This window comes from Mycolicibacter sp. MU0083 (genome assembly GCF_963378075.1).
Taxonomy (GTDB): Bacteria; Actinomycetota; Actinomycetes; order Mycobacteriales; family Mycobacteriaceae; genus Mycobacterium; species Mycobacterium kokjensenii.
Genome location: NZ_OY726394.1, coordinates 2,493,347 through 2,517,833, shown reverse-complemented (window position 1 = coordinate 2,517,833; position 24,487 = coordinate 2,493,347). Strand labels below are relative to the sequence as shown.

At 69.0% G+C, this 24,487-nt stretch carries 25 protein-coding genes; 13 read left to right on the top strand and 12 right to left on the bottom strand.

Features of this window, described 5'->3' with window-relative positions:
- Both RCP38_RS11680 and RCP38_RS11675 read right to left on the bottom strand, forming a co-directional pair.
- Positions 1 to 4,812, bottom strand: coding sequence for a PE family protein (locus tag RCP38_RS11680; RefSeq protein WP_308473125.1), 4,812 nt, complete (start codon positions 4,810 to 4,812; stop codon positions 1 to 3).
- Positions 4,813 to 5,003: 191 nt separating this feature from the next.
- Positions 5,004 to 6,356 (bottom strand): wax ester/triacylglycerol synthase family O-acyltransferase, encoded by a 1,353-nt coding sequence (locus RCP38_RS11675; protein WP_308473124.1) that lies wholly within the window; start codon positions 6,354 to 6,356, stop codon positions 5,004 to 5,006.
- 185 nt (positions 6,357 to 6,541) lie between these two features.
- Here RCP38_RS11675 and RCP38_RS11670 point away from each other — a divergent pair, with 185 nt between their 5' ends.
- On the top strand, positions 6,542 to 7,051 hold the full coding sequence (locus RCP38_RS11670) for a DUF421 domain-containing protein (protein ID WP_308473123.1): 510 nt from the start codon (positions 6,542 to 6,544) through the stop codon (positions 7,049 to 7,051).
- Positions 7,052 to 7,054: 3 nt separating this feature from the next.
- Here the strand turns inward: RCP38_RS11670 and RCP38_RS11665 are convergent, their stop codons facing one another.
- Positions 7,055 to 7,603, bottom strand: coding sequence for an amino-acid N-acetyltransferase (locus RCP38_RS11665; RefSeq protein WP_308473122.1), 549 nt, complete (start codon positions 7,601 to 7,603; stop codon positions 7,055 to 7,057).
- Between the two features lie 31 nt (positions 7,604 to 7,634).
- On the opposite strand from RCP38_RS11665, the gene pgsA reads away from it, so the two are divergent.
- The 4 genes from pgsA to pspM all read left to right on the top strand — a co-directional run bounded on the left by pgsA (position 7,635) and on the right by pspM (position 10,437).
- Positions 7,635 to 8,231 carry a CDP-diacylglycerol--glycerol-3-phosphate 3-phosphatidyltransferase gene (gene pgsA / locus RCP38_RS11660; RefSeq protein ID WP_373692342.1) on the top strand — a complete coding sequence of 199 codons (597 nt, stop codon included), beginning with the start codon at positions 7,635 to 7,637 and terminating at the stop codon, positions 8,229 to 8,231.
- 99 nt (positions 8,232 to 8,330) lie between these two features.
- On the top strand, positions 8,331 to 8,672 hold the full coding sequence (gene clgR / locus RCP38_RS11655) for a transcriptional regulator ClgR (RefSeq protein ID WP_308473120.1): 342 nt from the start codon (positions 8,331 to 8,333) through the stop codon (positions 8,670 to 8,672).
- A gap of 104 nt (positions 8,673 to 8,776) precedes the next feature.
- Positions 8,777 to 9,595, top strand: coding sequence for a phage shock protein PspA (pspA, locus tag RCP38_RS11650; RefSeq protein ID WP_308473119.1), 819 nt, complete (start codon positions 8,777 to 8,779; stop codon positions 9,593 to 9,595).
- Between the two features lie 5 nt (positions 9,596 to 9,600).
- Positions 9,601 to 10,437: a phage shock envelope stress response protein PspM gene (gene pspM, locus RCP38_RS11645; protein ID WP_308473118.1), complete on the top strand. Its 837-nt coding sequence runs from the start codon at positions 9,601 to 9,603 to the stop codon at positions 10,435 to 10,437.
- Here pspM and RCP38_RS11640 read toward each other — a convergent pair.
- Positions 10,434 to 10,856, bottom strand: coding sequence for a DUF5313 domain-containing protein (locus tag RCP38_RS11640; RefSeq protein ID WP_308473117.1), 423 nt, complete (start codon positions 10,854 to 10,856; stop codon positions 10,434 to 10,436). The two genes, pspM and RCP38_RS11640, sit on opposite strands and share 4 nt — an antisense overlap.
- A 10-nt stretch (positions 10,857 to 10,866) precedes the next feature.
- Positions 10,867 to 11,313, bottom strand: coding sequence for a limonene-1,2-epoxide hydrolase family protein (locus tag RCP38_RS11635; RefSeq protein ID WP_308473116.1), 447 nt, complete (start codon positions 11,311 to 11,313; stop codon positions 10,867 to 10,869).
- A gap of 42 nt (positions 11,314 to 11,355) precedes the next feature.
- Here RCP38_RS11635 and RCP38_RS11630 point away from each other — a divergent pair, with 42 nt between their 5' ends.
- Together RCP38_RS11630 and RCP38_RS11625 are read left to right on the top strand one after the other, a co-directional pair.
- Entirely contained in the window at positions 11,356 to 12,528 is a 1,173-nt protein-coding gene (locus tag RCP38_RS11630) for a glycosyltransferase (protein WP_308473115.1), read from the top strand.
- Positions 12,529 to 12,537: 9 nt separating this feature from the next.
- Positions 12,538 to 12,732, top strand: a complete 195-nt coding sequence (locus RCP38_RS11625) for a DUF3046 domain-containing protein (RefSeq protein ID WP_308473114.1) — start codon at positions 12,538 to 12,540, stop codon at positions 12,730 to 12,732.
- 5 nt (positions 12,733 to 12,737) lie between these two features.
- On the opposite strand, the gene RCP38_RS11620 is transcribed toward RCP38_RS11625, so the two are convergent.
- Positions 12,738 to 13,373, bottom strand: coding sequence for a TetR/AcrR family transcriptional regulator (locus tag RCP38_RS11620; protein WP_308473113.1), 636 nt, complete (start codon positions 13,371 to 13,373; stop codon positions 12,738 to 12,740).
- 70 nt (positions 13,374 to 13,443) lie between these two features.
- Between RCP38_RS11620 and RCP38_RS11615 the strand changes: the two genes are divergently transcribed.
- From RCP38_RS11615 to RCP38_RS11600, 4 genes are all read left to right on the top strand, one after another.
- Positions 13,444 to 14,664 carry an oxygenase MpaB family protein gene (locus tag RCP38_RS11615; RefSeq protein WP_308473112.1) on the top strand — a complete coding sequence of 407 codons (1,221 nt, stop codon included), beginning with the start codon at positions 13,444 to 13,446 and terminating at the stop codon, positions 14,662 to 14,664.
- A 176-nt stretch (positions 14,665 to 14,840) separates the two neighbouring features.
- Entirely contained in the window at positions 14,841 to 15,893 is a 1,053-nt protein-coding gene (recA, locus tag RCP38_RS11610; protein ID WP_174549742.1) for a recombinase RecA, read from the top strand.
- Complete coding sequence (gene recX / locus RCP38_RS11605) at positions 15,862 to 16,401, top strand: recombination regulator RecX (RefSeq protein ID WP_308473111.1); 540 nt, start codon at positions 15,862 to 15,864, stop codon at positions 16,399 to 16,401. Before recA ends, recX begins: the two co-directional genes overlap by 32 nt.
- A gap of 284 nt (positions 16,402 to 16,685) precedes the next feature.
- Entirely contained in the window at positions 16,686 to 17,264 is a 579-nt protein-coding gene (locus RCP38_RS11600; RefSeq protein WP_308473110.1) for a hypothetical protein, read from the top strand.
- Between the two features lie 64 nt (positions 17,265 to 17,328).
- Here the strand turns inward: RCP38_RS11600 and RCP38_RS11595 are convergent, their stop codons facing one another.
- From RCP38_RS11595 to RCP38_RS11575, 5 genes are all read right to left on the bottom strand, one after another.
- The gene (locus tag RCP38_RS11595; RefSeq protein WP_308473109.1) at positions 17,329 to 17,556 is read right to left on the bottom strand and encodes an Rv1893 family protein; all 228 of its coding nucleotides are present in this window, start codon (positions 17,554 to 17,556) and stop codon (positions 17,329 to 17,331) included.
- A 63-nt stretch (positions 17,557 to 17,619) separates the two neighbouring features.
- Positions 17,620 to 18,504, bottom strand: coding sequence for an amino acid ABC transporter permease (locus RCP38_RS11590; RefSeq protein ID WP_308473108.1), 885 nt, complete (start codon positions 18,502 to 18,504; stop codon positions 17,620 to 17,622).
- Positions 18,501 to 19,175 (bottom strand): amino acid ABC transporter permease, encoded by a 675-nt coding sequence (locus RCP38_RS11585; protein WP_308473107.1) that lies wholly within the window; start codon positions 19,173 to 19,175, stop codon positions 18,501 to 18,503. Before RCP38_RS11585 ends, RCP38_RS11590 begins: the two co-directional genes overlap by 4 nt.
- Positions 19,175 to 19,987 carry a glutamate ABC transporter substrate-binding protein gene (locus tag RCP38_RS11580; RefSeq protein WP_373692341.1) on the bottom strand — a complete coding sequence of 271 codons (813 nt, stop codon included), beginning with the start codon at positions 19,985 to 19,987 and terminating at the stop codon, positions 19,175 to 19,177. Before RCP38_RS11580 ends, RCP38_RS11585 begins: the two co-directional genes overlap by 1 nt.
- Positions 19,987 to 20,745, bottom strand: a complete 759-nt coding sequence (locus RCP38_RS11575; protein WP_308473106.1) for an amino acid ABC transporter ATP-binding protein — start codon at positions 20,743 to 20,745, stop codon at positions 19,987 to 19,989. The genes RCP38_RS11580 and RCP38_RS11575 overlap by 1 nt, the downstream gene beginning before the upstream one ends.
- Before the next feature lie 99 nt (positions 20,746 to 20,844).
- Here RCP38_RS11575 and miaB point away from each other — a divergent pair, with 99 nt between their 5' ends.
- Together miaB and RCP38_RS11565 are read left to right on the top strand one after the other, a co-directional pair.
- Entirely contained in the window at positions 20,845 to 22,311 is a 1,467-nt protein-coding gene (gene miaB, locus RCP38_RS11570) for a tRNA (N6-isopentenyl adenosine(37)-C2)-methylthiotransferase MiaB (RefSeq protein WP_308473105.1), read from the top strand.
- Positions 22,308 to 22,901, top strand: a complete 594-nt coding sequence (locus RCP38_RS11565) for an Rv2732c family membrane protein (RefSeq protein ID WP_308473104.1) — start codon at positions 22,308 to 22,310, stop codon at positions 22,899 to 22,901. Before miaB ends, RCP38_RS11565 begins: the two co-directional genes overlap by 4 nt.
- A gap of 30 nt (positions 22,902 to 22,931) precedes the next feature.
- Here RCP38_RS11565 and RCP38_RS11560 read toward each other — a convergent pair whose 3' ends face one another.
- Complete coding sequence (locus tag RCP38_RS11560; protein WP_308473103.1) at positions 22,932 to 24,263, bottom strand: DUF349 domain-containing protein; 1,332 nt, start codon at positions 24,261 to 24,263, stop codon at positions 22,932 to 22,934.
- Positions 24,264 to 24,487: the final 224 nt, after the last annotated feature.

Genomic DNA, 24,487 nt, shown 5'->3' with positions numbered 1-24,487 from the left:
CTACGGCGTGCCGCCCGCCCCGCCGGGGCCGCCCGAGCCACCAATGGAGCCGGTGGGGCCAGTGCCAAGTGTGCCGAGTTCGCCCGGGTTACCTGCGGCAATGGAATCGCCGCCGTCGCCCCCATTGCCTCCGTTGCCGCCGCTGCCGGTGTCGCCGTTGCCGCCGCTGCCGCCGTCGCCCCCATTTCCGCCCGTAGAGGTGTTGCTGGAACCGCCGTTGCCGCCATTGCCGCCGTCGCCACCGGTGAAGGAAGCCACGGCATCGCCGCCGTTTCCGCCAGCACCGCCGTCGCCGCCGGTGCCGGTGTCGCTGGTGCCGCCGTTGCCTCCGTTTCCGCCGTTTCCGCCGGCACCGCCGCTGGGATTCGCGTTGCCGCCGTCGCCGCCGTGTCCACCATTACTACTGTTGCTGTCGCCACCGGTACCGCCCGAGCCGCCCCAGCCGCCGGTGCCGCCGGCACCGCCGCGACCACCGCTACCGATGTTGCTGTTGCCGCCGTGGCCGCCGTGGCCGCCGCTGCCGCTGTTGCCGCCGTGGCCGCCGTTGCCGCCGTCACCGCCGAGACCGGCGTCGCTGTCCCCACCGTTTCCACCCCGGCCGCCGGCGACGCCACCGTCGCCGCCGTCGCCGCCGCTGCCAGCGTTGCCGGTGTTGCTGGCGCCGCCGTTGCCACCGCGGCCGCCCCAGAGGTAGCCGATGCCGCCGCCGCCTCCATTGCCGCCGTCGCCGGTGTTGCTGGTGCCGCCGTCGCCGCCGTTGCCTCCGGTAGAGGCGCTGCCACCGCCGCCGTTGCCGCCGTTGCCCCCGATGCGGGTGTTGCTGGTGCCGCCATTGCCGCCGTTGCCGCCGTTGCCGCCGTCGCCGCCGTCGCCGCCGTTGCCGCCGTTGCCGGTGCCGCTGTTCCCGCCGCTTCCGCCGCCGCCGCCGCTGTTCCCTCCGCTTCCGCCGTTTCCGCCGTCGCCTCCGTTGCCATCGTTGCCGGTAGTGCTGCTCCCGCCATGGCCTCCGGTACCGCCGTCGCCGCCGTTGCCGCTGGCGCTGGCGCTGTCGCCGCCGTTCCCGCCGTTTCCGCCGTCGCCACCGCCAATGTGGCCGCTTCCGCCGGCACCGCCGCTTCCGCCATCGTGGCCTGCGCGGCTATTGCCGCCGTTGCCGCCGTTGCCGCCGTGGCCGGTGTTGCTGGTACCGCCGTTGCCGCCGTTTCCGCCAGAGCCCCCGGAGTCGGGGCCCCAGGCGCCGTTGCTGGTGCCGCCGTTGCCGCCGTGTCCGCCGTTTCCGGTGTTGCTGGTGCCGCCGTTGCCGCCGTGTCCGCCGTCGCCGCCGTCGCTGGTGCCGCCGTTGCCGCCGTGTCCGCCGTTTCCGGTGTTGCTGGTGCCGCCGTTGCCGCCGTTGCCGCCGTCGCTGGTGCCGCCGTTGCCGCCGTGTCCGCCGTTGGCGCCGTTCCCAGTGTCGCTGGTGCCGCCGCTTCCGCCGTTTCCGCCACCGATTGCGCTGTCTCCACCGTTGCCGCCGGTGCCGCCGGTATCGCCATTTCCGCCGTTTCCGCCGTCTCCGCCACCGTTGCTACTGCCGCCGTGTCCGCCGTTGCCACCGTTGCCGCCGTCGCCGATTTCGCCGGTGTCGCTGGTGCCGCCGTTTCCGCCGTGACCGCCATTGCCGCCGCCATGACCGCCGTTTCCGCCGCTGCCGCCGTTTCCGCCGCCGCTGCTTCCGCCATTTCCGCCCCGGCCGCCGTCGCCGCCGTCGCCGCCGACTAGTGCCGCGCCTCCGGCACCGCCGTTTGTGCCATGGGCCGCAATACCGGTATGGCTGCTGCCGCCGCTGCCGCCGCGTCCACCCGCCCCACCGTGACCAGTGGCACCACCCCCGTTTCCGCCGTCGCCGGCCGCGCCTGCAGTACCGCCGTTGCCGTTGGTGGTGTTGCCGCCGTTGCCGCCGTGTCCGCCGTGTCCGCCGTTGCCGTTGGTGGTGTTTCCGCCGTCGCCGGCCGCGCCTGCAGTACCGCCGTTGCCGTTGGTGGTGTTGCCGCCGTTGCCGCCGTGTCCGCCGTGTCCGCCGTTGCCGTTGGTGGTGTTTCCGCCGTCGCCGGCCGCGCCGGCTGCGCCGCCGTTGCCGTTGGTGGTGTTGCCGCCGTTGCCGCCGTGTCCGCCGTTTCCGCCGTGGTTTCCGCCGCTGCCTTCGTTGTCCCCGCCGTTGCCGCCGGTCCCTCCGTCCCCGCCGTTGCTGGTGCTGCTGGCGCCGCCGTGCCCGCCGTGTCCGCCGTCGCCACCGACACCGCCGGCGGCGCCGTTGCCGCCGTGGCCCGCGGCTCCGCTGATGGTGTTACCGCCGTTACCGCCATCACCCCCGTTGCTGCCATAGCCACCGCTGCCGGCTGAGCCGCCGTGGGCGCCGTCGGTCGCGACCCCGGTGTCGCTGTCGCCGCCGTCACCGCCGCGACCACCACTACCACCGCCGTTGCCGCCATTTCCGGCTGCGCCGGCCGTGCCGGCGTTGCCGCTGGTCGTGCTCCCGCCGTTGCCGCCGTTTCCGCCGTTGCCACCACCGATCTCGCCGCCGTTGCCGCCGTTGCCGCCGTTTCCGGCGTTTCCGCCGTTCCCAGTGTCGCTGTTGCCGCCGTTGCCGCCGTTGCCGCCGTGGCCGCCGAAGGAGGTGTCAGAGGTCCCGACGGCACCAACGCCGCCGTGACCGCCGTTGCCGCCGACGGTACTGGCGCTGTTGCCGCCGTTGCCGCCGTTACCGCCGGAGGCGCCCTGGCCGATGATGTTGTTCCCGGCAAGGCTCGGCGCGCCCGTACCCCCGTCGCCTCCGTTGCCGGCCGTCCCGCTGATGGTGTCTCCACCGTTGCCGCCGTCGCCCCCGACGCCGTTGGTTGCCCAGGTGGCGAAGAGATATTGCCAGCCGGTCGCGGTACCGGCTTGGCCACCGTCGGCGCCATCGGCCGCAATACCGTCATCGCTGGAACCGCCGTCGCCGCCGCGACCACCGTTGCCGCCCATGAAGGTGCCGGTGCCGCCGTGTCCGGCCGCGCCTCCTGCACCGCCGTTGCCGCTGCTGGTGGAACCGCCCGCGCCGCCGTCGCCACCGCGACCACCCCAGATCATCGCAGTGCTATCGGGGGCGTCGCTAGCGCCCGCGGCGCCACCGGCCCCGCCGGCGCCCCCGTTGCCGGTGACGCTGTCACCGCCGGCGCCTCCTGTGCCTCCGGTGCCGTGGTAGCCGCCGATCACGCCCAAGGGGAGATTCGGCGCGGTGCCGTCGGAGAACCAGCCGGTGGCCACGCCGCCGGCCCCGCCGGCACCGCCCGCGCCTCCGTCACCGGTGACGCTGCTGATACCGCGACCGCCGGTTCCGCCGTCCCCGCCCGCGTAGGTGCCTGCACCGCCAGCGCCGCCGGCCCCGGCGGTGCCGTTGCCCTCGGCGACTGGCGCGCTACCGCCGGTGCCCCCATTACCACCGCGGCCACCCTGGGTTGCCACGGTGTTGTCGGTGGTCAGGCCATTCCCGCCGGCGCCGCCGTCGCCTCCGTTGCCGGCCACTCCGGTGCTACCGCTCGCGGCGACGGTGCCGTCGCCGCCGAGTCCACCGGCACCGCCGACTGCAGCGTTACCCCCTCGGCCGCCATCCTGTCCGTCGTAGCCGTCGACGTGCTCGGCTGTCCCGTCGAGACCGGCGGCGCCGTTGCCGCCGTTGCCGCCGTTACCGCCGACCCCGCCGACCCCACCGCCCCCGTCGGCACCTGCCGATCCGAACCAGCCGACACGGCTGCCGGCGCTGCCGCCATCGCCTCCGTCGCCGCCGGCGGTGCCGTCCTGTCCATCGGTGTGTCCGCCAGAGACGCCGTCGGCACCGTTTCCGCCGGCACCGCCCGCACCTCCGGCACCACCATTGCCGCTGTTGCCGAGTATGAGCCCGGCGTTGCCACCGTTGCCCCCATTGCCGCCGGTTCCGCCGGCCAAGCCCACCGGGTTGCCCGCGGTGGGTGCCACCCCGGCAATCCCGGCGCCACCGGCACCACCGGTGCCGCCGTTGCCCCCGAAGCCCCACGCGATGGCATCGCCGCCCGCACCACCGTTGCCGCCGGCGTGACCGGTCCAGCCCGTTCCGCCGACACCGCCGGCGCCGCCGTCGCCCATCAGCCAGCCACCGGTACCGCCGGCGCCGCCGTTTCCGGCCTCGATGAGCCCGTCGTCGCTCAGCCAGGCCGACGCACCGGTTCCGCCGGCGCCGCCGTTTCCGAACATGCCGGCCATCCCACCGACTGCGCCGTCGGGATCGGCGAGGGTGCCGGCCACTCCGGCACCGCCGTCGCCGATCAAGAATCCGCCGTCACCCAGATCGCCGATGCCCGGAAGCCAGCCGAACAGCGAGGTGTTGGTGTCGGCGAAGCCATCCAGACCGTTGCCGATCAAAGTGCGGCCGAACAGCAACTCCGATGGCCAGTTCAGGATGTTCAGCCACCAGGTGTTCCCTGGGTCGGTGATGACGTTCTGCAGGTCTTGGTGCAGCGCCATGTACCAGTCGTCGTGCCACGCAGCGGCCATTGGATCTGCTTCGGTGGCGCCGGGCAGCACCAGATCCAATCCAGCCCACGACCCCTGCGGTTCTGGGATCGGACCCTCCCAGAAGGCGGGGTCGAACAGGTCCTCGAAGCCGAAGTCGGCCCGTGCCACCGGCGCCGGGAGGACCGGCGCCAGCCCGAATGCCGCAAACGCCCCCACCGTCGCACCGGCACCCACCACCCGAACTCCACGACGGCCCCGACGGCCGCTCGAAGTGCCTTTGCGTCCGTGACCCCGATCAACAGCCATGGTTCCTGAGACCTTCCATGCCAAATCCCAGTGGTTTCCTGTGTGAGAGCCAACCATGGGGAGCGTGGGGGGAATACAGGGTTTTCCCTGGACTTCCGTATGAAGCTGCCAGATCAGAGGAACGTCGCCGCCAAGGCGCTGATCGCCGGCACATGACGTGAGATCGCCCTGGCCGCGCCCGGGTAAAGGCGCTAAGCGCTGTGCACCAGGCCCAGCCCGTGCCAGTCGCGGAGCGGCCTGCGGCGCTTACTGCGCGCCACCAGCCGGCCGACCGCGGTCTCCAGGCCCCGGGTGAGTTCGTCGGCCGCGGCGAGGTCGAAGTCGGCCAGCATCCCGACGAACAGGTTCCCGGCGTATCCGAGGATCGCCACGCCCGTGCGAAGTTGCATCGCGATGGGTGGCACCGGCAGGACCTGCACCACGTCGCATCCCATGATCTGCAGCGGCACCGCGGGGCCGGGCACCGTGGTCGCCACGGTCACCACACCGCGTTGGTGGAGCCGGCCGAGCAGCTGCGCCGCCCACCCCGACCAGGTGACCGGTAGCAGGCCGGCGGCCGACATGACCGCATGCCCGGCATGGTGCTGCCCGCCGGCCTTGGCGTGCGCCAGCCGCGACCGCACGGCCAGCAGCCGACGCACCGGGTGGGACTCCTCGATGGGCAGATTCGGCAGCAGCAGCGAAACCCGGTTCTGGGCCTGCCGTGCTTCCTCGCCCGCGGTCGCCACCGGTACCAGGGTCCGCAACGAATCCGGTTGTGGCACTTGGCCGCGACGGATCATGAAATCCCGGTAGCTCTCGGTGAGCGCAGCCAGCACCACATCGTTGACGGTGACGTCGAAGGCCCGGCAGATCTGCTCGACGTCGGCCAGCGCCACCCGCGCGGCGCTGTACCGGCGCCGACTGGTGATCGGCCCGTTCAGCGGGGACTCGGCCGGCTGCAGCAGACCGGTGGCCAACTCCACGACGCCGCGCAGATTGTCGATCCAGTGCAGCGGGTTGAGGTCCGGCACCGGCCGGTGATGCGGTGGCCGCGCCGCATCGCGGGGCGCCGCGACGGCCGCATCGCCGAAGCCGTTGTCGGACAGGCCGGTCAGCATGTGGGCGGTCGCGCCGGCATCGGCGATGCACTGGTGGACCTTCATCAGCAGAGCCCACCGGTCATCGGCGAGTCCGCCGATCACCCAGATCTCCCACAGCGGGCGGCGGCGATCCAGCCGCCAGGACATCACGTCGGCGATCACCCCGTGCAGTTCGGCATCGCCGCCGGGGGCGGGCACCGCGATCCGGCCGATGTGGTGGGCGATATCGAAGTGGGGGTCGTCGACCCACTCCGGTGTCCCCAGGCCCAAGGCGTGGCGGACCAACCGCTGACCGAATCGCGGGCAGCCGCGCAGTCGGTCGGCCAGGGTGGCCTGGATCGCGTCGTGGTCGGGCATCGGGCCGTCGAGCACCGCCAAGGTGCCGATGGCCATGCTGACGTTGTGATCGGAGTCTTCGACGCCCAGAAATCCGGCATCCAGGGGGGTCAGGTGCTCGGCCACGGCTACCTCCAGTTATCTGCAACTGTCAGTACCACTATCGCTGGTTTCGTGGTTCGCGGGCAGGGCCGGAAGTCCTCGGGTTGGCCGGCGACGGTGCCACACGGTGAACACGCGGTGAACACGCGGCGGACACGGACCGGACACGGACGGTTTTCTGAAAACGGACCGGCGCGTAATCTCAGCACGTGGATTGGGCACGACTTTTCGCTTTCGATACCCCGCCGTCGGAGATCATCATCCGCGGAACCGTCATCTACATCGCGATCTACGCGATGCTGCGGGTGGTATTGAAACGTGAGTCGGGTACCAACGGCATCACCGATCTGATCGTCGTGGTGCTGATCGCCGATGCGGCGCAGAACGGGATGGCGGGCGGCTACCGGTCGATCAGCGACGGGATCCTGCTGGTCGGGGTGATCATCGGCTGGTCCTACCTGCTCAACTGGATGGCGCACCGGTGGCCCGGTGTGGCGAGGCTGCTGCGGCCGGGGCCGCTGCTGGTGATCCACGACGGCAAATTCCTCGACGGCAATATGCGCAAAGAGATGATCACCGAAGAACAGGTTCGCGAGCAGGCCCGCAAACAGGGAATAGCGGACCTATCCCTGGTCCGCGAGGGGCGAATGGAATCCGACGGGCAGTTCAGCTTCCTGATCGGCGCCATTCACGGCACCCGAAATATGGTGCGCGACTAACGGTCACAGGATCAACAGCATCCGGGTGTTGCCCAGTGTGTTGGGCTTGACGTAGCTCAGGTCCAGGAATTCGGCGACGCCGACGTCGTAGGAGCGCTGCATCTCCGCGAACACTTCGGCGGTGACCGGTGTGCCGTCGATCTCGGCGAAGCCGTGCCGGGCGAAGAACTCGGTCTCGAAGGTCAACACGAACAGGCGCTGCAACTGCAGATCGCGGGCGACCTGCAACAGCCGATCGACGATGGCGTGCCCGATTCCGCGGCCGGTCATGGTCGGATCGACCGCGATGGTGCGCACCTCGCCGAGATCCGACCACAGCACGTGCAGCGCACCGCACCCCACCACCCGCTGGTCGGCGTCCTCGGCGACCCAGAACTCCTGGACCGCCTCATACAGGGTCACCAGGTTCTTCTCCAGCAGGATTTTGCCGGCGTAGATGTCCACCAGCTTCTTGATCGCCGGGACGTCCGAGGTGCGCGCGCGTCGTACCAGGGGTCGTCCAGCCGGGGGATCCGCGGCAAGATTCACAGCTGCACAGTATCGGTTTCTCATTTCCGGCCGGGTAACCGATATTCTGACTGCCGTGTCGGGACAGCCTCAAGCCGGTTCAGCGGTGACGCGTGTCCCCGTCGTCAATCTCGCCAACGCGTTGACCGTGTTGCGGATGGTGCTGGTACCCGTGTTCCTCCTGGTGCTGTTCGCCGACGGCGGCCACGAACCCAGGACCCGCATCGTGGCGTTCCTGATCTTCGCGGCGGCCATCGTCACCGACCGGCTCGACGGCATGCTGGCGCGCAACTGCGGCATGGTGACCGATTTCGGCACCATGGCCGACCCGATCGCCGACAAGGCGCTGATCGGCGCCGCACTGATCGGGTTGTCGATGCTCGGGGACCTGTGGTGGTGGGTGACCGTGCTGATCCTGGCCCGGGAGGTGGGGATCACCCTGCTGCGATTCGCGGTGCTGCACCGCGGGGTGATCCCGGCCAGCCGCGGCGGAAAACTCAAGACGTTGGTGCAGGCCGTGGGTATCGGGCTGCTGATCCTGCCGCTGACCGGGCCCTGGCTGGTGACCGCGTGGGCGGTGATGGCGGCGGCGGTGGTGCTGACGGTGTTGACCGGCGCCGACTACATCCGATCGGCGGTCGTCGATATGCGCGACGGGCCGCGCGCAGGCTGACCCGAAGGAAATCGTCGGATCCGGGAACCCGGACGGGCATCGTATGCGTTGACCCTGTTGACTGAGTTTGCTTCGGTGACCCGTGAGGGGGAGTGCACGATGACGACATTGCTGCGGGAGTCCGTCGGCGAGGTGTTGCGCCAGGCCCGGACCACGCAAGGACGCACCCTGCGGGAGGTGTCGGATTCGGCGCGGGTCAGTCTCGGCTACCTCTCCGAGGTGGAGCGGGGCCGTAAGGAAGCCTCGAGCGAGTTGCTCAACGCGATCTGTGCGGCGCTGCAGATCCCGCTGTCGACGGTGCTCTTCGACGCCGGGAACCGGTTGGCGCGCGCCGAGCGGGCACAGCGGCCGGTGGCCGGCGCCGGAGTCACCCGTATCGATGCCGGCACCAAGGTCGTCATTCCGCCGGTGCGCACTCTCGCTTCGGCGGCTTCGGCGTGACGCGCCCGGCTTGAACACCCACTCGATACCCGGTGACCCGATAAATTGGTCAGCGGTATCGGCAGTAGCGCGACAACACTGGAACAAGTAGACGGAGCTGACTGATGGCCAACCCGTTCGTCAAGGCGTGGAAGTACTTGATGGCGTTGTTCAACTCGAAGATCGACGAGCACGCCGATCCCAAGGTGCAGATCCAGCAGGCCATCGAGGAGGCACAGCGTCAGCACCAGGCACTGACCCAGCAGGCCGCGCAGGTCATCGGTAATCAGCGGCAGCTGGAGATGCGGCTGAACCGTCAGCTGGCCGACATCGAGAAACTTCAGGTCAACGTTCGCCAGGCGCTGACCCTGGCCGACCAGGCCGCCGCCGGCGGCGACGCGGCGAAGGCCACCGAATACAACAACGCCGCCGAGGCGTTCGCGGCGCAGCTGGTCACCGCCGAACAGAGTGTGGAAGACCTCAAGACCCTGCACGACCAGGCGTTGTCGGCGGCGATGCAGGCCAAGAAGGCGGTCGAGCAGAACGCCATGGTGCTGCAGCAGAAGATCGCCGAGCGCACCAAGCTGCTCAGCCAGCTCGAGCAGGCCAAGATGCAGGAGCAGGTCAGCGCGTCACTGCGGTCGATGAGTGAGATCGCCGCCCCCGGAACCACCCCGAGCCTCGACGAGGTCCGCGACAAGATCGAACGGCGTTACGCCAACGCGATCGGGGCCGCCGAGCTGGCGCAGGGGTCGGTGCAGGGCCGGATGATCGAGATCGAGCAGGCCGGTGTGCAGATGGCCGGCCACTCGCGGCTGGAACAGATCCGCGCCTCCATGCGGGGCGAGTCGCTGCCGGCCGGTGGAACCGCCACCGCTGCCGGACAGGCCGCCCCGGCGGCGCCGAAGACCGATCCCACCCCCGAGAACCCGTTGGGACGGTAACCCCCATGGCCGCGATACTCGGAGGCAGCGCCCGGCACCCGTTGCTGCAGCGCGCGGTGGACCGGGCCAGTGAGATCGCCGACATCGTCGCCGACAAGCTGGGGTCGATCGCCGATCCCCGGGCCCGGCTGCTGCGCAAGCGCCGGTGGGCGCTGCGCCTGGGTCTGTTCTTCACCGCCGCCTGCGGGTTCTGGATACTGGTGACGGCCGTGCTCGCGTCGTGGTCCACCCCGGTGTGGGTGTTGCTGATCACCGGGTTGGTCGCGGCGGGGGCGGCGGCACCGGCGACGCTGCTGTTATTGCGGTACCGCTGGCTGCGTTCGGTGCCGCTGCCGGTGCAACGGGCCGCCTCGGTGCGTCGCCTGCCGCCGCCGGGGTCGGCGGCACGCCCGGCGATGTACGCACTCGGCGCCTCCGAACGCGGCATGGTGTCGCTGTTGGGTGTGCTGGAGCGCGGACGGTTGCTGCCCGAGGGTGAGATCACCGAACTGACGGCGGCGGTCAACCGCGCCGCGTCGACGATGGCGGCCACCGCGGCCGAGGTGGTGTCGATGGAGCGCGCCGTGCTGCACAGCGCGCAGTCGAGTGCGTATCTGGTGCCGACGATCAACGCGTTCACCGCCCAGCTCAGCGCCGGTGTTCGCCAGTACAACGAGATGGTCACCGCCGCAGCGCAATTGGTCGCCTCAGCCAACGATGGATCGGTATCGACGTCCGGCGATCCGGCGAACTCCCCGATGTCGCAGCTGCGGTACCGCGAGGAGTTGGCCGGCGCCACCGAGAAGATGCTGGGTTGGGCCGCGGCATTCGACGAACTGGCCGAGTTGCCGCGCGTGGTCTAGATGTCGTCGCTGCGCTGATCGACCGAATCCGGGCGCGGACCGTAGCGCTCCTCGTAGGACCGGTGGATGTGGGCGTCGCGCTGGCGTTTGCGCGCATCGGCTAACTCCGGGTCGAGGCCGTGCATCCGCAACATGTGTTTGCGCCACACCTTGTTGAGCGCATGCGCGAACAGGATCACCATGGACCAGATCGGAAACGTCATGGTGAATCGCGTCATGACGTCGGCCGGGAAAAACCAGAACGGGAGCAGGATCAGCGTCGTCGGCACCAGGGCACGCATGATCATCCGGACGGTCGCACCGGGGCCGGCCAGGTCGTTGCGGACCCAGTCCCGCAGCTCCGGCGGCAGCGGACGGCCATAGCAGTAGCGGAGATACTGGATCGGACTCGGACGTGCGGGTTTCGAACTCTCAGACACGGTGGAGACCCTAGAACGTCGGGCGCAGCGCGGGGAAAACGGTTGCCGCCACGGCCCGCAATGTGCCCTTGAGGATGTCCAGGAAGTCGAAGTAGTCCCGCCACAACGTGATCCGGCCGCCGCGCACCTCGAAGACCCCGCAGACCCAGAACTGCACCCGCAGCGGTCCGAACGTCAACGCGTCGGTCCGCTCGGTGAGCACCGAGGCGCCGTCGGCGGCGACGCGGTGGATCTTGACGTCGAAGGTCCCGCGACCCGACAACTGCCGGAACACCCGGATGGTCGCGGCGCGGCCGTAGATGGTCGGCACCCCGACGTTCTGGTACACCACGTCCTCGGCCAGGGCGGAGGCCGCGGTGTCGAGATCCTCGTCGCGCAGAGCCTCCAGGAAGGTCTCCACGACGCGGATGTTCTCGGTGGCTTCGCGTGCGCTGGACTCGACAGTCGGTTCGGTCATGCCTGCCACCCTAGGCCCGGTGGGGTATGGCACGGTAGGCCGATGCGAGTGGTGGTGGTAGCCGGGCCCGACCCCGGTCACGCGATCCCGGCGATCGCGCTGTGCAAGCGCTTCACGGCCGCCGGCGACACGCCGACGCTGCTGACCGGCGTGAAGTGGCTCGACACCGCGCGCGCCGCCGGAGTGGACGCCGCCGAATTGCTCGGACTCGATCCCACCGCCGGTGACGACGACGCCGACGACGGTGCCAAGTTGCACCACCGGGCGGCGCGGATGGCGGTGCAGAACGGCGACCTACTGCGGGCCCTGGCACCGGATCTGGTGGTCTCCGACGTCATCACGGCCTGCGGGGGGATGGCCGCCGAACTGCTCGGTATCCCGTGGGTCGAGCTCAGCCCGCACCCGCTGTACCTGCCCTCGAAGGGGCTGCCGCCGATCGGCAGTGGCCTGGCGCCGGGTACCGGGCTGCGCGGCCGGTTGCGGGATGCGGTGATGCGGTCGCTGACGGCGCGGTCGGTGCGCGGCGGGATGCGTCAGCGCGCCGAAGCGCGGATCGGGATCGGACTGCCGGGTCGTGATCCGGGGCCGCTACGGCGTCTGATCGCCACGCTGCCCGCCCTCGAAGTACCCCGACCGGATTGGCCCGCCGACGCCGTCGTGGTGGGGCCGCTGCACTTCGAGCCGACCGATCAGGTGCTCGACGTGCCGCCGGGCGCCGGTCCGCTGGTGGTGGTGGCGCCGTCCACGGCGGCGACCGGCGCGACGGGCCTCGCCGAACTGGCGCTGGAACACCTGGTGCCCGGTGCCGGGCTGCCCGACGGTGCACGGGTGGCGGTGTCGAGGCTGAGCGGCCCGCCGCTGACCCTGCCGCCGTGGGCGGTCGCCGGGCTGGGGCGCCAAGATGAGCTGCTCGCGCGCGCCGACCTGCTGATCTGTGGCAGTGGACACGGGATCGTGGCGAAGGGGCTGCTGGCCGGGGTGCCGCTGGTGGTGGTGCCCGGCGGCGGTGATCAGTGGGAGATCGCCAATCGGGTGGCGCGCCAGGGCAGCGGTCGATTGATCCGGCCGCTGACCGGGCCGGCGCTGGCCGAGGCGGCGGGGGAGGTCTTGGCGTCGTCGGGCTACCGCGAGGCCGCGCGCCGGGCCGCCGGCAGTGCGACCGATGTCGCCGATCCGGTACGGGTGTGCCATGAAGCGTTGGCGGGCACTGGGTAGGTTGGACGCGTGCGCCTGACCGAATTCCATGAGCGCGTCGCCTCGCGTTTCGGTGCCGCCTACGGCACTTCGGTGGTCTCCGACCATGTGCTTGCCGCGGTGGGTGGGCGGACCGCCGCGCAGGCGATCGAGGACGGGGTGGAGCCGCGCGACGTGTGGTGGGCGCTGTGCACGGATTTCGACGTGCCGCGCGATCAGTGGTGAGGTGCTCAGCCGCGCTGCACGATGCTGCGGACCAGGGCCACCGAGAGATCGGAACAGATCGCGGCGAGTTCGGTGGTGGTCTCGACCGGGTCGTCGAGCCAGGTCTCGATGATCTGGTTGACGCCGCCGACGATGAACAACGCACCGCGGCGTAGTTCGGCGGGCGCGGGAACCCGACCGTCGAGCACCCCGGGGGCGTGTTCGACGATGGCATCGGTGATGAGGTCGAGGATGCCGGCGCGGTGCTCGTTGAGGCCCGGTATCGCCGACAGGTCGCTGGTGGCGATGCGGTGGATGAAGGGGTCGGCGGCGATCAGGTCCAGAAAGGCGGTCAGCGCGGACCGCAGTTTTTCGGTCAGGGTCCCGGGGTTACCCACCCCCGCGGTGACCATCGCCTCGAGCAGTTGGTCGCGGACGTCGTCGGAGACGGCGAAGAACAGCGCGTCGCGGTTGGGGAACTGCTCGTAGAAGTAGCGCGGCGTCAGTCCCGCCGCGGTGCACACCCCGCGGACGGTGACCTCGCTGATGCCCGATTCGCCCCAGATCTGACGGCCGGCGGCCAGCAGCCTGCTACGGCGCTCGGCGCGGCGGTCGGCCGCGCTGATTCCGCCGTAGTCGCGCACGACCTCGGGGCGTTTCATTGACATCACCCTACTAGCGGCTTTACATTCGGAACACAGACGTTATCCAAATCTGTTAGGGGGCTGTCCGATGAACTCGCCTGCGCAGGCCATACCCGCTCGACACCCCGATAAGCCCGGCGCGGTTCCGATCGGCATCCGACTGCTGGCCGGAGCGTTGAGGATCGACCAGCCCAGTCCCGAGCGGTGGCGGCAGATCGGTGCGGACCTGACCGCCGGTGACGAACCGATGCGCCGACTGGTCGAGTGGATGTCGGCCACCGAGGGGGCGCGGCCCATCTTCGAGCGGATCCTGGCCGAGGGCCTGGCCGCAGTGCCGGATGCGCCCGAACCGCTGCGGGAGTTCTTCGGCGAGTTCGAACCGATCCCGGACTGGGTCGAGATGGAACGGGTGCGGCGCGGCCAGCGGGCGCTGCGGCGCGGCGGTGCCGACGGCACCTACATCGCCCGGGACGTGTCGTTCCTCGGCGGCTACCAGTTCTCCTCGTTCAACAAGACCCTGCTGCGCACCGGGGTGTTGGAGAAGGGCTCCAACAAGCGTTTCGCCGAGACCCTGCAATGGGCGATGGACGTCAGCGGCGAGGGGGGACTGGAACCGCTGGGGACCGGCTACCGGGCCACCATCCGGGTGCGGTTGATCCACGAATACGTCCGCCGCCATGTGGCCGCGCTGCCGGATTGGCGCGGTGACGAATGGGGGCTACCGGTCAACCAGACCGACATGGCCGCCACCCTGGTGGGTGCGCTGATCGCACCGCCGGCCGGTGGGCTGATGCTGGGACTGGTGCTGTCCCCGGCCGAACTCGACGACATCGCGCACCTGACCCGCTACGTCGGCTGGCTGATGGGCGTGCGCGAGGACTGGCTGCCGCACAGCTTCCGGGACGGTGTCCGCATCCTGTACCAAACCCTCGGCGCGCTCTCGGCGCCCGACGAGACCACCAGGCAACTGGCGGAGCCGATGGCCGACGACCCGCTGGAGTGGCACTATGGCGGCCTGGCCGGATTGCGGCGTCGCATCGCACGGGCCCAGCATCTGTCGTTGACCAGCAGCTTCCTGGGGCCGCGCACCATGCGCAAACTCGGGCTGCCGGCCTTCGTGCTGCCGTGGTACCCGCTGCTGCGGATGCCGGTGAATCTGGCCCGCAGCGCCGCGGCGCTGCTGCTGCCCGGTGGGCTCGACCGTGCTGCGCTACGTGGCCGGCGTGAGCAGGAGGCGTTCATGCGCACCATGATGGGCGCCGGCGACACCACCATCGGGGCGTCCGCGCACGTCATGCAGGTGGCCTGACCGGAGAGAAAAGTCTTGACGCGCCGACACGCCGCGCGCCTGACTTGATTCGAACATCCGTTCGCCTACTGTGGAGGCAGTTCGCGCGGCCCGACGGGGTTGTCAGACCCCGCCGCTAGCGTCACGGCCAATCGACCGAGAACCGGTCAAACCGAACACCGAACCACAGGAGAGGCATCATGGCGCAAGCCCCCGATCGCGAAAAAGCACTCGAACTGGCGATGGCCCAGATCGACAAGAACTTCGGCAAAGGCTCGGTGATGCGCCTCGGAGACGAGGTGCGTCAGCCGATCTCGGTCATCCCGACCGGTTCGATCGCCCTGGACGTGGCGCTAGGCATCGGCGGCCTGCCCCGCGGCCGGGTCGTCGAGATCTACGGCCCGGAGTCCTCGGGTAAGACGACCGTGGCACTGCACGCGGTGGCCAACGCCCAGGCCGCCGGCGGGATCGCGGCGTTCATCGACGCCGAGCACGCCCTGGACCCCGAATACGCCAAGAAACTCGGCGTGGACACCGACTCGCTGCTGGTGTCCCAGCCCGACACCGGGGAGCAGGCGCTGGAGATCGCCGACACGCTGATCCGTTCCGGTGCCCTGGACATCCTGGTCATCGACTCGGTGGCCGCCCTGGTGCCGCGCGCGGAGATCGAAGGCGAGATGGGCGACAGTCACGTCGGCCTGCAGGCCCGGCTGATGAGCCAGGCGCTGCGGAAGATGACCGGCGCCCTGAACAATTCGGGCACCACCGCGATCTTCATCAACCAGCTGCGCGAGAAGATCGGGGTGATGTTCGGCAGCCCCGAAACCACCACGGGCGGAAAGGCGTTGAAGTTCTACGCGTCGGTGCGTCTGGACGTCCGACGGATCGAGACCCTCAAGGACGGCACCGACGCGGTCGGCAACCGCACCCGGGTCAAGGTCGTCAAGAACAAGGTGTCGCCGCCGTTCAAGCAGGCCGAGTTCGACATCCTCTACGGCCGGGGCATCTCCCGGGAGGGCTCGCTGATCGACATGGGTGTGGACCAGGGCTTCATCCGCAAGTCCGGGTCCTGGTTCACCTACGACGGCGAACAGCTGGGGCAGGGTAAGGAGAACGCCCGCAACTACCTGCTGACCAACGTCGATGTGGCCAATGAGATCGAAAAGAAGATCAAGGAGAAGCTCGGTATCGGCGCCGTGCTGACCGATGAGCTGGCCGATGACGTTCTGCCCGCCCCCGTCGACTTCTGAGCCGGTCGAGGTCGATCCGGCCAAGCGCGCTGAGCAGGCGAAGTCGCTGTGTCTTCGCCTGCTCACCGCGCGGGCACGCACCCGCGCGGAGCTCGCCGGTCAACTGGCCAAGCGGGGATACCCCGATGACGTCAGCGAGCGGGTGCTCGATCGGTTGGCCGCGGCCAAACTGATCGACGACGTCGACTTCGCCGAACAGTGGGTGCGGTCCCGGCGGGAACACGCCGGCAAGGGCCGCAAAGCGCTGGCCGTCGAACTACGCACCAAAGGTGTCGCCGAAGACGTGATCGCCGGTGCCCTCGAAGGTATCGACGCCGCCGCCGAACGTGACCGAGCCGAACAGCTGGTGCACGCCAAGCTGCGCCGGGAGACCCTCGGCGGCGACGACGACCTCAAGGTCACCCGCCGGCTGGTGGCGATGCTCGCCCGGCGCGGCTACAACCCCTCGATGGCCTACGACGTGGTCAGCACCGAACTGGCCGCCGAGCGGGAACGCCGGAGGGTTTGAATCGGTTTACTCATGAATCCGCCAATAGCCGTGGAGTCCATCTCAATCTAGAAGTCTGCGCCGTCTGGAATCGTCGCTTCCTGCCCCGCTGTGTCGTCCGATCGTATGAATCCGGAGTTCAATCCATCCCGGATTCGTTGGTGCCGGATATAGTTATGCCACGGAATCGCAGGCATGGCACCAGACGTTTCCCGTGCCATGAATGCCTTCCGCTCCTTGAATTCGGGGCGAGATGCAATACTGAATCCTAGGGATATTTAGGGCCTGATCCAAGGAGCGGAACGGTGCAGAGAGTCTTGGTCGCAGTGTGTTTGACAGTTGCGTGCCTTGCTGGCTCGGCCTGCTCTGGAAACGGGAATTCTTCGACAAGGTCGACCGCTCAGTCTCCGCGCGACAGTCAAGCCAAGAACGATAGCGGAATTTCTGGGAATGGACACCAGACAACTTTCACTCTGAATGGTGTTGAGGGAAGTATCGACGCGCCGGTGGACTGTGTTTCAGTTTCCGGAACCTCAGCAGGTGAGCCACTATCAGTCAGCCTTTCTATAGCCTCGAATGAGAAAGCAGTGTATGAAATCGCGAGGAAGCAATATCCGGATCTCGAAACAGTTTGGGAGCTCGGCAAAAAAATCGACCAGGTCGTGGTCAAAATTATGAATGACGGCAGCGTCGGCGAGCTTGCGATCCAATATCAAGGCAAGTATGTCGAGGCCAAGTCGAGATTCGGGTTTGATGCGGTTCATTCTCAGTCGGGAAGAACGCATGTAGTCTCAGGTTCAATTGCTGATGTGATGGACGTGGAAGCGGAGTCATTTCAATCCAAAATCAATTTCCCATACAAAATGACGGTCAGTTGCCCATGATGGTCTGAAAATTTGAAATTCGGTGCCAGATGTTGGAATCCGACACCGAGCAACCCGCTGGGGCTTATGCCTCGTCTTCTTCGGCGTCGCTGCTGCCGGTGAAGACTTCCTTGGTCCGCTCGACGGCGTGGCTGGCGATCTCCATCGAGTCCTGAACGATCGCGCTGACACCGCCGGAGATGTCCCCGCGGATGATGTCGCCGGCGTCCTCGACGATGTCGGAGGCCTTTTCCACCGCGTGAGCGGCGATGTCGCGGGCGGCGTTGAAAGCGTCCTTGGGGGTGATGGCCATGGCGATCTCCTGTCGCTAGCTGTTGAGTCAGACTCTAGACGCCGGGCACCGCGCGTGCAGTGCCTAAACAACCCTGGCGCCCGGGGTGCCCTCGGGTTCGATCGTGGCCGATTCCAGGGGAGAGCGACGGGCTCTGCGCAGCCGGCGCTCGAGTCGCGTCGCCCCCGCGGACAGCACCAGATTCCCGCTGATCATCAACGCCGCGATCACCAGCAGTGCGGCCAGATAGTTGCTGTATTGGGAGCCCACGACGGTGCCCTGACGCACCATCTCCACGAACGTGATCTGGTAGCCGATCGCGGTGTCCTTGAGCACCACCACCAGTTGTGACACCAGCACCGGCAGCATCGTGGTGACGGCTTGGGGCAACAGGACCAGCCGCATCGTCTGCATCCAGCGCAGACCCAGTGCGTCGGCGGCTTCGGACTGGCCGCCGGGCAGCGTGTTGACCCCCGCCCGCACGATCTCGGCGATCACGGCGCCGTTGTACAGCGTCAGACCGGTGACCACGCCCGCCAGGGCTATCTGCTGCGGGGGAAAGACGTCGACCACGCCGTAGACGAAGTAGGCGAAGATCATCATGATCAGCACCGGTATCGCCCGGAAGAACTCCACGATCACCGCACAGCACCAGCGGATCGGCCGGATCGGGGACAGTCGGCCGACGCCGAGGGCGAGTCCCAAGATCAACGCGAAGCCGATCGACCAGGCCGCCGCGGTCAGTGTCCCCGCGATGCCGGGCAGGACGTAGGTGCGCCACAGATCGGCGGTCAGAAACGGTGCCCACTTCTCCGCGGCCAGTTGGCCTTTGGCCGACAGCCGGCAATACACCACCCAGGCCAGTAGGGCCGTGACGACCACGGTGGCCACCGACAAGGCGTGATAGCGGGCGCGGGCACGTGGCCCCGGGGCGTCGAACAGCACCGTGGCGCGGGGAGTCTGCCTCATCGCGACGCCTCCCATCGCCGGTCCAGGTAACCGAACAGCAGGCCCAGCGGCAGGGTGAGCACGACAAAACCGGTCGCGAACACCGCGCCCACCCCGAGCAGGGCGGCGGTGTTCTCGGTCATGGTCTTCATCAACAGGGCCGCTTCAGCCACCCCGATCGCCGAAGCCAACGTGGTGTTCTTGGTCAGCGCGATCAACACCGACCCCAACGGGATCACCGCGGCACGAAAAGCCTGGGGTAACAGCACGATCCGCAGATTCTGGGTAAAGCTCAATCCCAGCGACCGGGCCGCCTCGGCCTGGCCGATCCCCACGGTGTTGACGCCCGACCGGACCGCTTCACACACGAACGACGCCGTGTACACCCCCAGCCCCAGCACCGCCAGCCGGAAGTTGCTGTCGTCGATCGACGTCGGCGACTGCGGGTCGGTCAGCGAGACCCCCAGCGTCTGCGCCAGGCCGAACGAGCACAGCAACAGCAGCAGGGTCAGCGGGGTGTTACGGACCAGATGCACATAGCCGGTGCCGAGCCAGCGCAGCACCGGAACCGGGGCCAGCCGCATGGCCGCCAACCCGGTGCCCAGCACCAGCGCGAGCAGGCCGGACAGCACGGCCAACTCCACGGTGACGGTGAACGACGCCAGGATCTGGCTCCGGTATTCGGTCAGCATCAGCGTTCGATGGGGGGCGGTTCGGGCACCGCGAAACCGGCGGCGCCGAAGTTGTCCATGAACGCCGCCTGCCACGAGCCGTCACGTTCCATCTCCTGCAGGGCGTCGTTGATTCGGCGGCGCAGTTCGTCGTCGCCCTTGCGCAGACCGATCCCGTAGCGCTCCTGGGAGAACCGCTCGCCGACCAGCTTGAACGCCCCGGGGCTCTGGGCGGCGTACCCGGCCAGGATCACGTCATCGGTGGTCACCGCGTCGATGGCCCGGTTGCGCAGCGCCTCGACGCACGCCGAGTAGGTGTCGTAGCGCTGCAGTTGCACACCCGGATAACGGTCCTTGATGCGCTGGGCCGGCGTCGAACCCGATACCGAACACAGTCTCTTGTGCTGCTGCAGGGACGCGGTGCCGGTGATAGCGGTGTCGTCGGCACGCACCAGCAGTGACTGCCCGGTGAGCAGGTAGGGCCCGGCGAAGTCGACCTTCTCGCGCCGGGAATCGGTGATCGAATAGGTGGCCACCACAAAATCGACCTGTCCGTTTCGCAGCAGCATCTCGCGCTGGCCGGAAGGCGCTTCGATCCAGGCGATGCGGTCCGGCGGGTAGCCGAGTCGCCCGGCGATGTAGCGGGCGACGTCGACGTCGAATCCGCCCAGTGTGCCGTCCGGTCTCTTGACGCTCAGGCCGGGCTGATCGAATTTGACACCGATGACGATCTTGCCGCCGTCGTGCCGTGTGCACCCGGCGAACAGCGCGACCACCAGCATCAGCACGGCACCGATTCGTGCCGCTGCACGCAAGCTCGGTCGGCTCGGCATCAGCGGTCGAGGATCTTGGCGAGGAAGTCTCGGGCCCGGGCGGTCTCGGGGGCGCTGAAGAAGTCCTCCGGGGCGCCGTCTTCGACGATGGCGCCGTCGGCCATGAACACCACCCGGTCGGCCGCACGCCGGGCGAAGCCCATCTCGTGGGTCACCACCACCATCGTCATCCCGTCGTCGGCCAGCGTGGTCATCACGTCGAGCACCTCGCTGATCATCTCCGGGTCCAGGGCGCTGGTCGGCTCGTCGAACAACATCACCTTCGGATCCATCGCCAGGGACCGGGCGATCGCCACCCGCTGTTGCTGCCCACCGGACAGTTGCCCGGGATGCTTGCCGGACTGATCGGCCACGCCGACCCGCTCCAGCAATGCCATCGCCTGGCGCTGCGCCCGCGCCCGCGACAGCTTATGCACCTTCATCGGTGCCAGTGTGACGTTGTCCAGGACCGTCATGTGCGGAAACAGGTTGAAGGACTGGAACACCATGCCGACCTGTGCGCGCAACCGGGCCAGCGCCGAGCCCTCGGCGGGCAGCGGCCGACCGTCGACGGTGATGACGCCGGAGTCGATGACCTCCAGCCGGTTGATGGTCCGGCACAGGGTGGATTTTCCCGAGCCCGAGGGGCCGATGACGGCCACCACCTCGCCGCGGGCGATCTCCAGGTTGATGTCTTTGAGCACATGCACTTCGCCGAAGTACTTGTTGACGTCGCGGAGGGCGATCATCGGCACCGGATCCGGCCGGCCGCTGGTCATGGCATCCGACCCTACCCAGGATGGTCGGGGCGAGTCGCAGCTATCGGCCCGGTCACTCCGATCGCCTCGGACATCGTCAACCGCCGTACCATAGTCCGGGTGAGTTTGCCGGTGGTTTCCGAACAGCCGCGCACCTACGAGGTGCGCACCTACGGCTGTCAGATGAATGTGCACGACTCCGAACGCATCGCCGGCATGCTGGAACAGGCAGGCTATCGCCGTGCCGCCGACGGCACCGACGCCGACCTGGTGGTGTTCAACACCTGCGCGGTGCGCGAGAACGCCGACAACAAGCTCTACGGCAACCTCAGCCACCTCGCCCCCAACAAACGCAGCAATCCCGACATGCAGATCGCCGTCGGCGGGTGTCTGGCACAGAAGGACAAGGACAGCGTGCTGAGCCGGGCGCCGTGGGTGGACGTCGTCTTCGGCACCCACAACCTGGGATCCCTGCCCGCACTGCTGGAACGCGCCCGGCACAACCGCACCGCCCAGGTCGAGATCGTCGAGTCGTTGCGGGAGTTCCCCTCGACGCTGCCGGCAGCACGGGATTCGGCCTACTCGGCCTGGGTCTCCATCTCCGTCGGCTGCAACAACAGCTGCACCTTCTGCATCGTGCCGTCGCTGCGCGGACGCGAGGTGGACCGCAGCCCCGACGACATCCTGGCCGAGGTAGCCGCACTCGCCGACCAGGGTGTGCTCGAAGTGACCCTGCTCGGGCAGAACGTCAACGCCTACGGTGTCTCGTTCGCCGACCCCGAACTGCCCCGCGACCGCGGTGCGTTCGCCTCGCTGCTGCGGGCCTGCGGAACCATCGACGGCCTCGAGCGGGTCCGGTTCACCTCACCGCACCCGGCTGAGTTCACCGACGACGTCATCGAGGCGATGGCGCAGACCCCCAACGTCTGTCCCACCCTGCACATGCCGCTGCAATCCGGATCGGACCGGGTGCTGCGCGCCATGCGCCGCTCCTACCGGGCCGAGCGCTACCTGGGCATCCTGGACCGAGTCCGGGCCGCCATCCCGGACGCGGCGATCACCACCGACCTGATCGTCGGCTTCCCGGGCGAGACCGAGCAGGATTTCGACGAGACCCTCGAAGTGGTGGCCGCCGCCCGGTTCTCCGCCGCGTTCACCTTCCAGTACTCCAAACGGCCCGGAACCCCGGCCGCCGAACTGCCCGACCAGCTACCCAAAGAAGTCGTCCAGCACCGCTACGACCGGCTGATCGAACTGCAGGAGCAGATCTCCTGGGAAGAGAACCAGGCGCAGATCGGACGCACCGTGGAACTGCTGGTGGCCGTCGGCGAAGGGCGCAAAGACGCCGCGACGGCGCGGATGAGCGGCCGGGCGCGCGACGGCCGGCTGGTGCACTTCGCGCCGGGGGAGACCCGGGTGCGTCCCGGTGACGTGGTGACCACGACGATCACGGGTGCGGCACCGCACCACCTGCTGGCCGACGGTGCGCTGCTGAGTCACCGGCGCACCCGAGCGGGAGACCTGCATGCCGAGCCGACCCCCGGGATCGGACTGGGCATGCCCAAGATGCCGGGAGTGGCGCGATGAGCAGTAAAGACAACCACCGCGAGTTCGAGGCCTACCGTGCCGACATCGAAGATGCCGAGCGTCGCGTCGCGGGCGAGATCGATCCCGGCGGCAGGGGACTGGTGGTCGCGATCGCGGTGTTCGTCCTGCTCGGCACGTTCCTGCTGCCGCACACCGGGTCCGTCCGCGGGTGGGACGTGCTGTTCCCCGGCCCCGGCACCGACCGCGACCTGTTGACGCTGCCGTCGCAGCTGTTCATGTGGCTGGCGCTGGTGTTCGGCGTGGTGTTCTCGCTGATGGCGCTGGTCACCCGGCGCTGGACGGTGGCCTGGGTGGCGCTGGCGGGTTCGACCGTGGCCAGCGCGTTGGGCCTGTTGGCGGTCTGGTCGCGGCAGACCGCGGAGTTGGGCGGCCCGGGACCCGGCATCGGATTGATCCTGGGATGGATCACGGTGATCGTGTTGGCGTTCCACTGGGCGCGGGTGGTGTGGTCGAAGACCGCACTGCAGCTCGCCGCCGAAGCGGAGCGCCGACGCAGTACCGCGGAGTTGCAGTCGAAGAACCTGCTCGACGATCTCCGCCGCCCCGACGACCAGCCGCCGGCCGAGTAGCCCACCGGCTCGCACCGGCGGCGACGCCGGTCAGCGCCGGTTCAGCGCCTTCTCGGCGGCGTCCGCCCATTGGCGCCACTGCTCGGCGCTGGCGGCGGCCTCCGCGGCCTCCTTGTCCCGGCCCGCGGCTTGAGCCTTCTGCGCTTGGCGCTCGAATTGCTCAGCGCGGGTGCGGAATTGGGCTGCCCGCGCCTCGGCTTCCGGATCCACGACGGAGGCCTCGGCGGCGGCGCCGGCGTCGCGCACCTTCTTCTCCACCACCCGCAACCGTCGCTCCAGTTCGGCGGCGCGATCCCGCGGCGCCTTGCCGATCTCATCCCACTTGGTGACGATCGAGCGCAGCGCGGCACGCGCGGCGTTCTGGTTGGTGGGGTCGATCTTCTCCGCTTCGGCCAGCAGGGCTTCCTTGGCCGCCGCATTGGCCTCGAACTCGGCATCCCGTTCGGCATTGGCCGCGTTACGGGCGGAGAAGAACGTGTCCTGGGCGGCCTTGAACCGTTGCCACAACGCCTCGTCCACATCCTTGGAAGCCCGCCCGGTGGCCTTCCAGCTGGTGAGCAGCTGCCGGAACGCGGCACTGGTGGCAGCCCAGTCGGTGGAACCGGACAGCTCCTCGGCCCGCTTACACAGTCGCTCTTTCTCCTCGCGCGCCCCGGCTCGACCGCGGTCGAGCTCGGCGAAGTGCGATCCGCGGCGCCGGTTGAAACCGTCCCGGGCCGCGGCGTAGCGCTTCCACAGGGCGTCGTCGACCTTGCGGTCCAGACCGGAGATCGTCCGCCACTCGTCGAGGATCGCCCGCAACCGGTCGCCGGTGGCCTTCCACTGGGTGGAGTTGGCGGCCAGCTCCTCGGCCTCGGCCGCCAGCGCCTCCTTGCGCGCGGTGGCCTCCGCCCGCGCCTCATCGCGCTGCGCCCGGCCGGCGGCCGCAACGGAGTCGGCGTGCTCGGTGACCGCACTGATCCGGGCCGCCAGGGCATCCACGTCGCCGAGGATGCTGGCGGTCGGCAACTGCTCGGCGAGCGCGATCGCCGATGCCTTGATCTTGCGCGCGTCGCCGCTGCCGGAGGACAACCGCTCCTCGAGCAGCGTCACCTCGGTGCTCAGATCGTCGTACCGGCGACCGAAGTGGGCGAATGCGGCCTCGTTGTCCCCGGCCTGCCAGGAACCGATCACCCGTTCGCCGGCCGCGGTGATCAGCCACACCGTGCCGTCGTCGTCGACGCGCCCGAACCGGTGTGGATCGGCGGCGGGAGGTCCGATAACGGCCGGGGTCGGCCGCACACCCGGTTTGGGCCCCGGCCGGGGTCCGGGACGCGGGCCCGGGCGTGGCGTGGGGGCGGACGAACCGCTGTCAGTGGTCATCGCTGTCGTCACCTAACCCTTCGCGGGATAACCCGCGCATCTGCCGCGCGCCGCGGCGCCTTCGATCTGCCTTGAAGCATTCAAGTGTATTGAAGCAGTTATCTCCCGCGTTACGACGTCAACTCGACGGTTCAGCGAGCCTCGACGCAGGAGTGGCGAGGCCGGGGACGGCGGATGGGCCGGGCGGTAGCCTGTTCGATCGCCGCCCGGTATCACCGTGGTGC

Coding starts and splice junctions, on each gene's coding strand:
- RCP38_RS11580 (WP_373692341.1), bottom strand. CDS start 19,987: ATGCCGAGCCGACCGAGCTTGCGTGCAGCGGCACGAATCGGTGCCGTG.
- RCP38_RS11590 (WP_308473108.1), bottom strand. CDS start 18,504: ATGAGGCAGACTCCCCGCGCCACGGTGCTGTTCGACGCCCCGGGGCCA.
- RCP38_RS11665 (WP_308473122.1), bottom strand. CDS start 7,603: ATGAGAAACCGATACTGTGCAGCTGTGAATCTTGCCGCGGATCCCCCG.
- pspA (WP_308473119.1), top strand. CDS start 8,777: ATGGCCAACCCGTTCGTCAAGGCGTGGAAGTACTTGATGGCGTTGTTC.
- RCP38_RS11635 (WP_308473116.1), bottom strand. CDS start 11,313: ATGACCGAACCGACTGTCGAGTCCAGCGCACGCGAAGCCACCGAGAAC.
- RCP38_RS11630 (WP_308473115.1), top strand. CDS start 11,356: ATGCGAGTGGTGGTGGTAGCCGGGCCCGACCCCGGTCACGCGATCCCG.
- recX (WP_308473111.1), top strand. CDS start 15,862: ATGACGTTCTGCCCGCCCCCGTCGACTTCTGAGCCGGTCGAGGTCGAT.
- pspM (WP_308473118.1), top strand. CDS start 9,601: ATGGCCGCGATACTCGGAGGCAGCGCCCGGCACCCGTTGCTGCAGCGC.
- RCP38_RS11585 (WP_308473107.1), bottom strand. CDS start 19,175: ATGCTGACCGAATACCGGAGCCAGATCCTGGCGTCGTTCACCGTCACC.
- RCP38_RS11575 (WP_308473106.1), bottom strand. CDS start 20,745: ATGACCAGCGGCCGGCCGGATCCGGTGCCGATGATCGCCCTCCGCGAC.
- RCP38_RS11595 (WP_308473109.1), bottom strand. CDS start 17,556: ATGGCCATCACCCCCAAGGACGCTTTCAACGCCGCCCGCGACATCGCC.
- RCP38_RS11620 (WP_308473113.1), bottom strand. CDS start 13,373: ATGAAACGCCCCGAGGTCGTGCGCGACTACGGCGGAATCAGCGCGGCC.
- clgR (WP_308473120.1), top strand. CDS start 8,331: ATGACGACATTGCTGCGGGAGTCCGTCGGCGAGGTGTTGCGCCAGGCC.
- RCP38_RS11565 (WP_308473104.1), top strand. CDS start 22,308: ATGAGCAGTAAAGACAACCACCGCGAGTTCGAGGCCTACCGTGCCGAC.
- RCP38_RS11560 (WP_308473103.1), bottom strand. CDS start 24,263: ATGACCACTGACAGCGGTTCGTCCGCCCCCACGCCACGCCCGGGCCCG.
- RCP38_RS11615 (WP_308473112.1), top strand. CDS start 13,444: ATGAACTCGCCTGCGCAGGCCATACCCGCTCGACACCCCGATAAGCCC.
- RCP38_RS11680 (WP_308473125.1), bottom strand. CDS start 4,812: ATGGCTGTTGATCGGGGTCACGGACGCAAAGGCACTTCGAGCGGCCGT.